The 11249-nt window shown below is 77.2% G+C and carries 11 protein-coding genes and 2 pseudogenes; 4 read left to right on the forward strand and 9 right to left on the reverse strand.

All coding sequences use genetic code 11. The annotated features are described in order from the left end of the window. The 5 genes and pseudogenes from ACFCX4_RS29210 to ACFCX4_RS29230 form a co-directional block, all read right to left on the reverse strand. Positions 1-254: pseudogene (locus ACFCX4_RS29210) on the reverse strand (hypothetical protein); the annotation flags it as partial. Further along, positions 247-507, reverse strand: coding sequence for a hypothetical protein (locus ACFCX4_RS29215; protein ID WP_376148743.1), 261 nt, complete (start codon positions 505-507; stop codon positions 247-249). The pseudogene ACFCX4_RS29210 and the gene ACFCX4_RS29215, both read right to left, overlap by 8 nt. After that, positions 504-815 carry a GNAT family N-acetyltransferase gene (locus ACFCX4_RS29220; RefSeq protein WP_376148746.1) on the reverse strand — a complete coding sequence of 104 codons (312 nt, stop codon included), beginning with the start codon at positions 813-815 and terminating at the stop codon, positions 504-506. The genes ACFCX4_RS29215 and ACFCX4_RS29220 overlap by 4 nt, the downstream gene beginning before the upstream one ends. Before the next feature lie 126 nt (positions 816-941). After that, positions 942-1433, reverse strand: coding sequence for a histidine kinase (locus tag ACFCX4_RS29225; RefSeq protein WP_376148749.1), 492 nt, complete (start codon positions 1431-1433; stop codon positions 942-944). A 233-nt stretch (positions 1434-1666) separates the two neighbouring features. Continuing rightward, positions 1667-3475, reverse strand: a complete 1809-nt coding sequence (locus ACFCX4_RS29230) for a protein kinase (protein ID WP_376148752.1) — start codon at positions 3473-3475, stop codon at positions 1667-1669. A 264-nt stretch (positions 3476-3739) separates the two neighbouring features. On the opposite strand from ACFCX4_RS29230, the gene ACFCX4_RS29235 reads away from it, so the two are divergent. From ACFCX4_RS29235 to ACFCX4_RS29250, 4 genes are all read left to right on the forward strand, one after another. Beyond that, positions 3740-4132 (forward strand): hypothetical protein, encoded by a 393-nt coding sequence (locus ACFCX4_RS29235; RefSeq protein ID WP_376148755.1) that lies wholly within the window; start codon positions 3740-3742, stop codon positions 4130-4132. Between the two features lie 544 nt (positions 4133-4676). Continuing rightward, positions 4677-5600, forward strand: a complete 924-nt coding sequence (locus ACFCX4_RS29240; RefSeq protein WP_376148758.1) for an NUDIX hydrolase — start codon at positions 4677-4679, stop codon at positions 5598-5600. Positions 5601-5662: 62 nt separating this feature from the next. Beyond that, positions 5663-6352, forward strand: coding sequence for a histone deacetylase (locus ACFCX4_RS29245; protein ID WP_376148759.1), 690 nt, complete (start codon positions 5663-5665; stop codon positions 6350-6352). A 170-nt stretch (positions 6353-6522) separates the two neighbouring features. Further along, positions 6523-7026, forward strand: coding sequence for an anthrone oxygenase family protein (locus ACFCX4_RS29250; protein WP_376148762.1), 504 nt, complete (start codon positions 6523-6525; stop codon positions 7024-7026). 356 nt (positions 7027-7382) lie between these two features. Here ACFCX4_RS29250 and ACFCX4_RS29255 read toward each other — a convergent pair. The 4 genes and pseudogenes from ACFCX4_RS29255 to ACFCX4_RS29270 form a co-directional block, all read right to left on the reverse strand. Next, positions 7383-8315: pseudogene (locus ACFCX4_RS29255) on the reverse strand (AraC family transcriptional regulator); the annotation flags it as partial. A 162-nt stretch (positions 8316-8477) separates the two neighbouring features. Next, the gene (locus ACFCX4_RS29260; protein WP_376148765.1) at positions 8478-9032 is read right to left on the reverse strand and encodes a DUF1772 domain-containing protein; all 555 of its coding nucleotides are present in this window, start codon (positions 9030-9032) and stop codon (positions 8478-8480) included. Between the two features lie 123 nt (positions 9033-9155). Further along, positions 9156-10085 (reverse strand): NmrA family transcriptional regulator, encoded by a 930-nt coding sequence (locus ACFCX4_RS29265; protein ID WP_376148768.1) that lies wholly within the window; start codon positions 10083-10085, stop codon positions 9156-9158. Positions 10086-10185: 100 nt separating this feature from the next. After that, the gene (locus tag ACFCX4_RS29270) at positions 10186-10983 is read right to left on the reverse strand and encodes a putative protein N(5)-glutamine methyltransferase (protein ID WP_376148770.1); all 798 of its coding nucleotides are present in this window, start codon (positions 10981-10983) and stop codon (positions 10186-10188) included. Positions 10984-11249: the final 266 nt, after the last annotated feature.

The following is an 11249-nucleotide window of genomic DNA, read 5'->3' on the forward strand; positions in this document are numbered from 1 at the left end:
TGGGGGTGGGGCGGGACCTGCATGCCGGGCTCGTCCGCGATGTCGTCCGGGCCGTAGTGGTCCACGAAGCACCACGCCCCCACCATCCGCCGGCCCATGCCCGGGAGGAGGCGGCGGACGACGGTACTGCCGCCGAGCGCGGTCTCGCGGGGGGCCAGGAGCTCGTGGACCGGTCCGCCCGGGATCTCCGCGCGTCCGCCACGGACGGCCGGGGCCGGGACGGCGGCGGGGGTGCCGAGGTCGGGGTCAGCCATGGTGGGCCTCGCTTCCGGAGGTCGAGGGGCGCGGAGCGGCCGGGACGACGGGGGCGCCGGCCGGGACGGCGCGGGTGAGCGGGGTGGTGGCGGTGCCACCGCGGCCGGCGGACCCGGGTTCGTCGGTGGACAGCGGGTGGTGGCCGGAGCGGACGTCGACGCGGTGGCCGTCGGCCGTGCCGTCGACCACCGCCGCCGAGCGGACGAAGTCGCCCTCGGCGCCCGGCGGCTCCTCGGTCCGTATGACGGTCACAGGCCGAACCGCTCGCGCTTGGCGGCGGGGACGAGGTCGTGGTACTCGGGGTGCTTGGTGAGCCAGCCGCGGATGAACGGGCAGTACGGGAGCACGGCGAGCTCGTTGGCGCGGGCGTCGTCGAGCGCGGCGCGGGCCAGGATGCCGCCGAGGCCCTGGCCGCCGAAACGCGGGTCGATCTCGGTGTGGATGAACGCGATCTCGCCGCCGTAGCGGTGATACTCGGCGAAGCCCGCGAGTTCGCCGTCGGAGGTGATCTCGTAGCGGGACTTCCCGGGGTTGTCGGCAACGGCGGTGGTGGCGGTCATCTCGTCCTCCTGAGGGGTCGGCCTGGCGTCAGAAGTAATTTAGCATTCAACTAAAAGAAGATCAAGACCGTGCCGTGCCCGCGCCGGGTGGCCGGCGGTGGCGCGACGAGGCCGGGCGGCTGCGGCTCAGGACTCCCCGGCGGCGCGGCGGGCCGCCTTGACGCGGTCGGCGAGCTCGGCGGACGGCATCCGGCGCAGGGCGACGCCGTGCCGGGCGGCGAACTCGTCGGCCGGTTCGGGCGAGGACTCCGCGATCTCCAGGACCAGCATGCTGTGGCCCTCGTCGACCTCCTCGCTGAGCACGATCAGCCCGGCAGCGCCCTCGTGGTCCCGCCAGTGCTCCGTCGCGCTGCCGAGCGCCGTTCCGGCGGCCCAGCCCAGCAGGACGCCGATCGGGCCGGCGAGCATTCCGGCCAGGCCGCCGACGACGCCCGCGCCCACGGTCGGCGCGCCCGCGCCCCGCACCTGACTGGCCGGCACCTCCAGGGTGCCGTCGGCCAGCCGCTCCACGATCGCGGACTGGCGCAGGCCCGGCAGGTGCGCGGCCTCGTCGAAGGCGGCGCGGCAGGCGTCGCGGTCGGTGAAGTCGAGCAGCAGGACGTGGTGGTTCTCGCTCATGGTGGCGACGGCTCCTCGCTCGGCGGTCGGTGGCCGATGGAAGACCGGCCGGCTGGCGGTCGGGCCACGGTCGGCGGAGCACCGGGGCCGGACCAGTCCAGCTTGGTCCAGGAGCGGGCCGGCCGCCCTGCGCTGGTCCACCGTCCGTGGCCGGTGACCGGTGACCGGTGACCAATGGCGAGTGGCCGGTGGCCGGTGGCCGACCACCGGTGGCCCGCCCGGGCCACACGGGCTCAGGAGGCGGCGTAGGTGCGGCGGACGTTCCCCTTCGCGTCCGCCAGCAGGTAGCCGCTGATCTGGTACTCGTTGGAGAGGTAGACCCGGATGCTCGGCACGCCGTCGCCCGTCCAGACGTCCATGATCAGGTAGCGGGTCGTCGGGTTCGGCACGTTGAGCGTCTCCTCGGCCTTCTTCAGCAGGGCGGGGACGACGTCCCAGTCGTACTGCGCGAGGTCGACCGGCTTGTCCTTGTTCATCGGGCCGCCGGTGCGCTTGGTGGTCTTGCCGTCCCGGTAGTCGTACCAGTCGTAGGCGCGCCCGTCGGCGGTGGGCACCTGGGCGCTGGCGTGCTCCTCGTGGACGGTGAGCTGCTTGACCCTGGTGCCGCCGGCCTGCGCGGTGACCGCCGCGACGACGGTGCGCACGCCGTCCGGGGTGATCAGGTCGCCCTTGGCCGCCGGGGTGTTCCTGGGCGCGCTCGGCGTGGACTTCGCGGTCGGCACGACCGGCGCGCTCGGTGTGCCGGCGGGCGCGGCCGTGCCGGGCGTGCTTGGGGAAGCGGCCGGGTCGGAGCCGGCCGACGGCCCGGCGGCCGTGGTGGACGGCCCCGCCGTGCCGCTGTTCGCGTCGGGCCGCAGCGTCCAGGCGAGCACGCCCGCCAGGGCCACCCCGACGACGGCGAAGGTCACCGCGGTGCCGGTCCGGCGCCGGGCGGGCGGCGGCGGGGGCGGGATCACGGCCGGGCCGGTCGGGCCGAGGTACTGGGTGCCGGTGTTCCGGTACCCGCCGCCGTCGCCGGACCAGCCGCCGGTGGCGGACTCACCGCCGCCGGGTCCGTCCGCGGCGGGCGCGGGGTGGGGGCCGCCGGAGGGGAAGCCGTACGCACCGGGACCCGGAGCGGCGTACGGACCGGCGTACGGCGCGCCGTACCCGACGCCGGCGCCGGCACCTGTACCTGGGACCGGACCTGCGCCGGGACCCGTGCCCGCCTCGGCCGCGGCGAGCGCGTGCTCCAACTGGTCCGCGTCCGGCCGTGCCGCCGGGTCGCGGGCCAGCACCGCGGCCAGCACCGGCCCCAGCGGTCCCGAGCGGGTCGGCGGCGGCAGGGCCTCGTCCAGGACGGCCGCGAGCGTGGCCAGCGAGGTGGCGCGGCGCAGCGGGTGGTGGCCCTCCACCGCGACGTACAGCAGCATGCCGAGCGACCACAGGTCGGAGGACGGGTTGCCCTCCTCACCGCGGATCCGCTCGGGCGCGATGTACTCGGGCGAGCCGATCAGCGCCCCGGTGGCGGTGAGGGCGGTGGAATCCTGCATCGCGGCGATGCCGAAGTCGGTGAGGACGGGCGTGCCGTCGGCGCGCAGCAGCACGTTGCCGGGCTTGACGTCGCGGTGCTGGATGCCCGCGCCGTGGGCGGCCCGCAGGGCGGCGAGCACACCGCGTCCGATCCGGGCGGCCTCCGGGACCGTCAGCGGGCCCCTGGCTATCCGGTCGGCGAGGCTGCCGCCGGTGACCAGCTCCATGACCAGCCAGGGGTGGGGGTGGCCCGGGGTGTCGACGATGTGGTGGATCACCGCGACGTTCGGGTGCTGGAGCCGGGCGAGCGCGCGGGCCTCCCGGAGGACGCGTTCGCGCAACTCGCCGGCGGCGGCCGGGTCGGCCGCCGCCAGTGCCGGGTCCGGCGGGCGGACCTCCTTGAGCGCGACCTCGCGGTGCAGCATGGTGTCACGGGCGCGCCAGACCAGGCCCATGCCTCCGCCGCCGAGGCGTTCCAGCAGTTCGAAGCGGTTGTCGATGAGCCGCGTCTCCGGCCCCCCAGTGTTCATGCCGCACATGGTAGGGGGCCCTGCCCACAGGTCCGGCGGGCACCCGAGGCGGCCGGTGCTCCGCACACGCCCCGTCCTTTCCGGAGTTGGGCCCGCCGGACGGGCCGCGGGAGGGGCCTGCGAACGGCCCGCGGACGGGTCCGCGGCACGGGCCGCGGGGAGCCGTGGCCGTGCGTGCACCCTCCCGGGCGAGCGCGGCGGTCCTTCCGGGTGGCCGTGGCCGGTGGTGAACGGCGCCCGTCGGACCGGCTCGTTGTGACCGGTATGCCTGTGCACGTCGGACGGGTCACCTGGGCCGCCCTGTCCCTCTTGGTCCTCGCCCTCCCCGCGGTGGCCGCGGTGGCCGACCACCGGCCGTCGCCGGAGCGGCGCACCGGCCCTTTGCTGGCGGACGCGCCGCACGGCTGGGTGGTCGCCGCGAGCGCGGTGAACGTGCGGAGCGAGCACTCGGTCGACGAACCGGTGACGGGCCTCGCGGGGTGCGGTGAGCGGGTCGAGATCGTCGACACCTGGATCTCGCCGGTCGGGACGCGCTGGAGCCGGATCGTGGTGGTGCGCAGCGGGCTCTCGGGATGGGCGCTCCGGTCGCTGCTCGGCCGCCCGGCCCGGCCCGCCGGACCGGCGGAGCCGTGCCCCACGGCACCGCCGGATCAGTAGCCGACGGTGGGGGACCGGCCGGGTGGACCGCCCGGCCGGGAAGCGCGTCCGCCGGGGTGCGCGCGGGCGGGCGCGCCCCTCGGCGGACCCACGCGACCGGCGGCGGGCGTTCCGGGCCGGGCGCGGGCGGGTAGGGGCCGCCTGGAGCGCCGGAGCGGTCGGGGCGGCGCCCACGGGACGGAGGCGGCCGGGTGGGCGCGGACGGGACGGAAGCACCACGGACGGAAGCGGTACGGGCGGGCACCGGACGGAGGGGGCACGGGACGGGCCGGGACGGCGGGACGGACGGCGTGGGCGGGGCGCGGCCCGCCGGTCCGCGCGGCCCCGGGCCGGTGGAACAGCGGGCCACCGAGGCCGGCGCGCCCCTCCACCGCGCGTTCCTCCACCGCGCGTTCGGCTTCCGCCCGGTCGACGGCTTCATCCGGCCGGGCCCCGGCCCCGCCCGGCCATCGGTCCCCGCCCCCTGACGCTCCCGACCCGACCCGACCCGGCACCCGGTGACCGGCACGGCCCCGTAGATCCCCTCGTCGAAGGAGGCCCCCTGGTGGACCATCCGTCCCCTCCCCCGCCGGTCGCCGGCGTGCTCGTCGCCGACGCGATCGGCCGGATCCTGCTGCTGCGCCGGCCGGACGGCCGCTGGGAGCTGCCGTCCGCGCCCGTCCGCGCGGCGGAGGTGCCGGCGTCGGCGGCCGTACGCGCGCTGGCCGAGGTGTGCGGGGTGACCGCCGCCGTGCTGCGCCCGGTCGGGGAGTTCGAGGACGGCGGGGTGGCCGGGGGCGGTGCGGAGCGGGCCCGGCGGCACGTGTTCGCACTGTCGGTGCACGCGCCCGGCGCGCTGGACCGGCTCAGGCTCCCCCGGCACGCCACGCACGCCTGGTTCTTCACCGACAACCTCCCCGGCCTCACCCCGGACACCGTCCGCTTCCTGCGCGCGAACGCGCCCGCCCGCCCGCACCTGCCGCGCGCGCAGTGGCTGGCCACCACACCGCGTTCGTGGCTCTGTACGGCCGCCGTGGTGACCGCCCCGGACGGACGGCTGCTGATGGTGAAGGCGCGGGTCCGGGATCCGCGCCGGCCGAACGCCGGACGGTGGAACTTCCCCGGCGGCGTCCTCGACACCCACGAGGACGCGCCCACCGGGGCGGCCCGCGAACTGCGCGAGGAGACCGGTCTCGACCGGGCCGCCGGTCCGCTGCTCGCGGTGCTCTGGCAGCACCCGGAGCCGGGCGCGGACCACCCCATCGTGCAGTTCTTCCACGACTTCGGAACCGCCGATCCGACCGCGGTCCGGCTCGGCTGCCCGGACGGGGAGATCACCGACTGGGCCTGGCTCCGCCCGGACGGCGAGCTGGACGCCGCCGCCGGTCCGGCCAGGGCGTTCGCCGCGCGCCAGGCGCTGGCCGCCCGCGCCTCCGGCCGCACCGTCACCGCGTCCTACCCGCCCGGCGGTGCCGGCTCCGGAGGCTGACGCGCCGACGGGCCGTTGCGGGTGCGCGACACGGTTCCGCCGCTCGGGTAGCGTCACCGGCCGTGGAGGAGATCCGACCACCGGCCGCCCGTCCGCCCCTCGGCCGTCCGCCGGCCGTCCCGGACCGGCTCTGGTACGCCGCCTACGGCTCGAACATGCACGCCGAGCGGCTCGCCTGCTACCTGCGCGGCGGACGGCCCGCCGGCAGTGCCCGGGACTACCCCGGCTGCCGTGACGGCCGCCTGCCGGACCACTCGGCGCCGGTCCGGCTGCCCGGACGGCTCTACTTCGCCCTGGAGTCCCGGGTCTGGGGCGGCGGCACCGCCTTCTACGACCACGACCCGCGCCACCGGGGCGGCACGCCGGCCCGCGCCTACCTGCTGACCGTCGGGCAGTTCAGCGACATCGCCGCCCAGGAGACGGGCGGCGGACCGGGCACGGACCTCGATCTGGCCACCGTGCTGCGGACCGGGCGCGACCCACAGGGGCCGGGCCGCTACCAGACCCTGGTGAGCCCCGGCACCCTGGACGGCGTCCCGGTGCTGACCATGACCGCCCCGTGGTCGCTGGCCGAGGCCGAGCTGAACGCCCCGCGCGTCTGCTACCTGCGCAACCTCGCCGCCGGCCTGACCGACGCGCACGGCTGGTCGCCGCGCCGCGCGGCCGTCTACCTGAGCACCCGGCCGGGCGCCGCCGGGCACTGGACCGTCGACGCCCTGCTCGCCGCGCTCGACCCGCGCACCGGAGGCTGAGCCTCCGCGGCGGATTCCGGCCGCCACGCCTTGACCATCCGTCATCATCGGCCGCTTATCGAGGAATTCAGTGGGCAAACGGCCGTTCGATGACGGATGATCGGGCTGGCGGCCCGCTTCGACCGGGCGGTGCCGGGCGACAGGACGGGGGCAGGGACGACATGGAGGCGATGCGGGTCTTCGCACTGGTGGTGGCGACGGTCACCACCGGACTCACCGCCGCACTGTTCTACGCCTACGCCTGCTCGGCGACGGCGGGGCTGAGCACCGCGGACAACCTCATGGTCGCCCAGGTGATGCAGCGCCTCAACGTGGCCGTCCTCAACGGGTGGTTCCTGCTGGGCTTCGTCGGCGCGCTGGTGTCGACGACCGCCGCCGTCGCGCTGCACCTGCCGAGCGACGGACACCGGGTGCTGCCGGCCGCGGTCGGCGCGCTCGTCTGCTACACCGGCTCGCTGGTGGTGACCAGGGTCGTCAACCTCCCGCTGAACCAGGCGCTCGCGGAGGCCGGCCGGTCGGGCGCGCTCGGGTACGCCGGCGTGGGCACGGGAGACCGGCTGCCGTCGCGCCGGGCCCAGTCCCAGTGGATCGCGGCGCGGGCCCTGCTGTCCACGGCGGCGCTCGGCTTCCTCTGCTGGGCGCTGGTCATGCACTGCAACCTCGGCCCTCGCTGACCATCGGGCGGCGCAGCGCCGGCGCCCGCCGACCGCAGCCGGGTCGGCCCGCGGCCGCCGTCGTCCGGCACCGCTCAGCCGACCGCCAGCACCACTGTGGTCGGCGTGCCGGGGCCGGTCGTCGCGGCGGCCGGTCCGCCGGCCGGACGGCCGACCCGCGCGGGCGGGACGCCCCCGCCCCGGAGGTCCCCGCCCCGGGCTCCTGCACCCCGGGGTTCGGCACCAAGCGCTTCGACACCCCGCGCCTCAACTCCCCGCGCCTCAACGCCCTGCGCTTCAACACCCCGCGCCTCAACACCCTGCGCTTCGGCGACCTGCGCCTCCGCGGCCGACGAGGTCCACGAGGCCGCCGAGCGGCGGTGCTCCTGCGGGGTCAGCCCGCGCACCCGCTTGAACGCGGTGCTGAGCGCGAACGCGTCGCCGTAGCCGACCCTCCGGGCCACCGCGGCCACCGTGAGCTCCGGGTCGCGCAGCAGGTCGGCCGCCAGCGCCAGCCGCCAGTTCGCCAGGTAGGCCATCGGCGGCTCGCCGACCAGTGCGGTGAACCGCCGGGCCAGGCCGGCCCGGGAGACCCCCACGCCCGCGGCGAGCGCCGCCACCGTCCACGGGTGGGCCGGATCGTCGTGCAGCAGTCGCAGCGCCGGGCCGACCACCTCGTCGGTCTGGGCCCGCAGCCAGCCGGGCGCGTCACCGTCCGGGGCGGCGAGCCAGCCGCGCAGCACCCCGACCACCAGCAGGTCCAACAGCCGGTCCAGCACCACCTCCTGGCCCGGTTCGGCCCGGGTGACCTCGGCGGCCAGCAGCCGGACCAGGGTGTCCTCGGTGCTGTTCACCCCGGCCGGCCGCACCAGCAGCGTCGGCAGGTGCGCCAACAGCCGGCGGCCGATCTCGTGCTCGGCGGAGTAGGTGCCGGTCAGCATCACCGACGGGCGCTCGTCGCCCGGCCGGGCCTCGCCCCAGGTCCGCACCCCGAGGGCCATCGAGGTGGCGACGCTGACACCCTCCCGGGAGCAGATCTGTCCCGGGCCGATCACGATCTCCGGCTCGGTGCGCGGATCGTCCGCGACGGTGTAGGCCTCCGGACCGCGGACCAGCGCGAGGTCCCCCGGGCGCACCCGCACCGGCTCACCGCCGTCGGGCAGGATCCAGGCCTCGCCGTCCAGCATGGTCATCAGCGACAGCGGCGCCCGGTCCTCGATCCGCAGCGCCCACGGCGTGCTGAGGACGGAGCGGAGCACGAACGCGCCACGGGCCTTGGGGCCGTCGAGCAGCCCGGTCAGGGTGTCCATGCCGGGCAAGCCTAGACGGACCCGGGAGGCGGTGCCCGGCGGGAGCCGCCGGCGGTCCGGCACCGGGCACACGGCCGGGCCGGTTCCCCGGCAGGGGCCCGTTACCCGGCAAGAACCCGGCAACGGGCACCGGGCCGGGAGGGCGAGGAGCACGACGGCCGGTCAGCGGCCGGCCGAGCGGCGGTGGACCAGCAGGGCGCGGGCGAGCGCGGCCACCGCGGCCGTGCACAGCACGGTGCGGGCGATGTTGGCGGTCGTCCAGGCCGGCGCGAAGGCGGCCCGGACCGCGGCGGCGTCGGCGAGCAGGGCCGGGTCGCCGGCCTGTGCGAGCCGGTCGTTGAGCGGGACGTTGACGGTGCCGGTGAGAACGAGGGCGGCCAGGTAGAGGAGGGTCGCCACGGCCGTCCAGAGGGTGGCGGCGCGCTGTCCGGAGCGGTGCAGCAGCCACGTCCCGACCGCGGGCACCGCGAGGGCGCCGAGGAGGACGACGCCGAAGACCGGGTTGGTGATGGCGGCGTTGATGTTCTGCATGGCGGTCACGTAGGTGCGGTCGTCGCCGGCCGCGAGGCCGGGCATGACCGAGACGTCGAAGGCGAAGAACAGGCCGGACATCAGGCCCATCGCCGTGGTGGCGGTGGCGAGGACCGGGCCGGTGACGGCCGGACCGCGCAGGGCGGCGGGGACGGGGACGGGGGCGGCGGCGGGGGCGACGGGCATGCGGGACTCCGGGAGGTGCGGGGCGGGCGGTCCGGGGATCGCGCGGCGGGCGGATCCCCGGACCGGGAGCGGGCGGGGCGAGCGGGAGAGCAGGAGGGTGCGGGGCGCGGCGGGGCGGCGGGCTCAGACGTTCCAGACCCCGGACGCCGCGGCGGCCCGGGCGTACTCCGCGAAGTCGCGCGCCGGCCGGCCGAGCGCGCGCCGAACGCCGTCCGTCAGGTGCGCGTTGCGGCCGTCCGTGATCGTCGTGAAGAGTTCGGCGAACCCACCGGGCAGGCCGGCGGCCTCCAGCACCGCCCGGTACTCCTCGACGGTGACCGCCTCGAAGCGGATCTCGCGCCCGGTCGCCGCGGACAGCTCCGCCGCGGCGTCCGCGAAGGAGAGCAGCCGCGGGCCGGTCAGCTCGTAGACCTCGCCGCCGTGCCCCTCCTCGGTGAGCGCCACCACCGCGACGTCCGCGATGTCCTCGGCGTCGACGAACGGCTCGACGGCCCCGCCGGTCGGCAGCGCCAGCTCGCCCGCCAGCACCGACTCCAGGAAGAAGCTCTCCGAGAAGTTCTGTGCGAACCAGGCGCAGCGGACCACCGTCCAGCCGGTCCCGGCGCCGGCCACCGCGGCCTCGGCGGCCTGGGCGGCCTCCTCGCCCCGGCCGGAGAGCAGCACCAGCCGGGCGACCCCGGCCCCGGCGGCGCGGCGGGCGAAGGCACCGACGGTCTCGACGGCACCGGGGAAGGCGAGGTCGGGGTGGAAGGCGAGGTAGACGGCGCCGACCCCGTCGAGGGCGGCGTCCCAGGTGGTGTCGTCCGACCAGTCGAAGGGGACCGGCGCGGTGCGCGAACCGATCCGGGCGGTGTGGCCGAGCGCGGTCAGGCGCTCGGCCACCCGCCGGCCGGTCTTGCCGGTCCCGCCGGTGACCAGGACGGTCAGGGCGCCGGTGGCGGCGGGGTCGGTGTCGGTAGCGGCACCGGTCGGGACGGTGGCGGCGGTGGTGCCGGCGGCGGTGGCCGGGGAGGCGGTGCCGGTCTGCTGGATGCTCGTGCTGTTCTCGTTCATGGGCATCAGTCAACTCCGCGCGCCGCCGCCCGGACATGGCCGTCGCGCTCAGCCGCATGTGTGCGCGTCCACGCGCCCGCGCCGCCCCCGGCGGGGCCGGTCAGCGGTCCCGGCGGACGGCGGTGACCACGGTGGCGTCGAGGTCGTCGTCGTACCCGAGGGCGGCGGTGAGACCGGCGGCGGTCACCACCCCCAGGGCTGCGCCGGCCTGCTGGTCGCTGGTCTCGAAGAGCAGCGCGCCGCCCGGGGCCAGCCAGTGCGGGGCCTGCGCCGCCACCCGGCGCAGCACGTCGAGGCCGTCGGCGCCGCCGTCCAGTGCCGGGCGGGCCTCGTGCAGCCGCGCCTCGGCCGGCAGCAGCTCGATGTCGGCGGTGGGCACGTACGGGACGTTGGCGAGCAGGACGTCCACCCGGCCGCGCAGGCCGGGCGGCAGGGCGTCGAAGAGGTCGCCCCGGAACACCTCGGCGCCGGTGGCGGCGAGGTTGCGGCGGGCACAGCCGACGGCGGCCGGGTCGACGTCGGCCGCGTAGAGCCGCACGGGGTGGCCGACGGCGGCGGCGAGCGCGGCGCCGAGCGCGCCGGTGCCGCAGCAGAGGTCGACCACCAGCGCGTTCTCGCCGGCGAGGGCGGCGGCGGAGCGGGCCAGGAACTCGCTGCGCCGGCGGGGCACGAACACGCCGGGGTCGACGGCGATCCGCAGGCCGGCGAACTCGGCCCAGCCGGCGACGTGCTCCAGCGGGCGCCCGGCGGCGCGGTCGCGGACCATGGCGGCCAGGTCGGCGGGGTCGGCGGCGGCGGCGAGCAGGATGCGTGCCTCGTCCTCCGCGAAGACGCAGCCGGCGGCCCGCAGACGGGTGGTGACGGCGGAGCGGAGGGAGGCGGACGGATGGACAGACATGGGGAACCCCTCGGAGCACAGGTGCTAGGACGTCGTCCGACCCGGGGCTCTCCGCGCATTCGTCGCCGGACGGCGACGGTCCCGCGCGGTCGGGACGACGGCCGGCCCTAGGGCCTGGCGCGGTCCTGCGCGAGGGTGTCGCGGTCACGGCCGGGGAGCACCCGTTCCGGCACAGCGGTCATGGGTTCTCACCTCCCCGTTCCTATGCGTACTGTTGCGGCGTCGGCCAGGATAGCGCACCGGCCCGCCGGCGGAGGCCGGCGGGC

It is taken from the genome of Kitasatospora sp. NPDC056327, assembly GCF_042261735.1.
In the GTDB taxonomy this organism is placed as follows: domain Bacteria; phylum Actinomycetota; class Actinomycetes; order Streptomycetales; family Streptomycetaceae; genus Kitasatospora.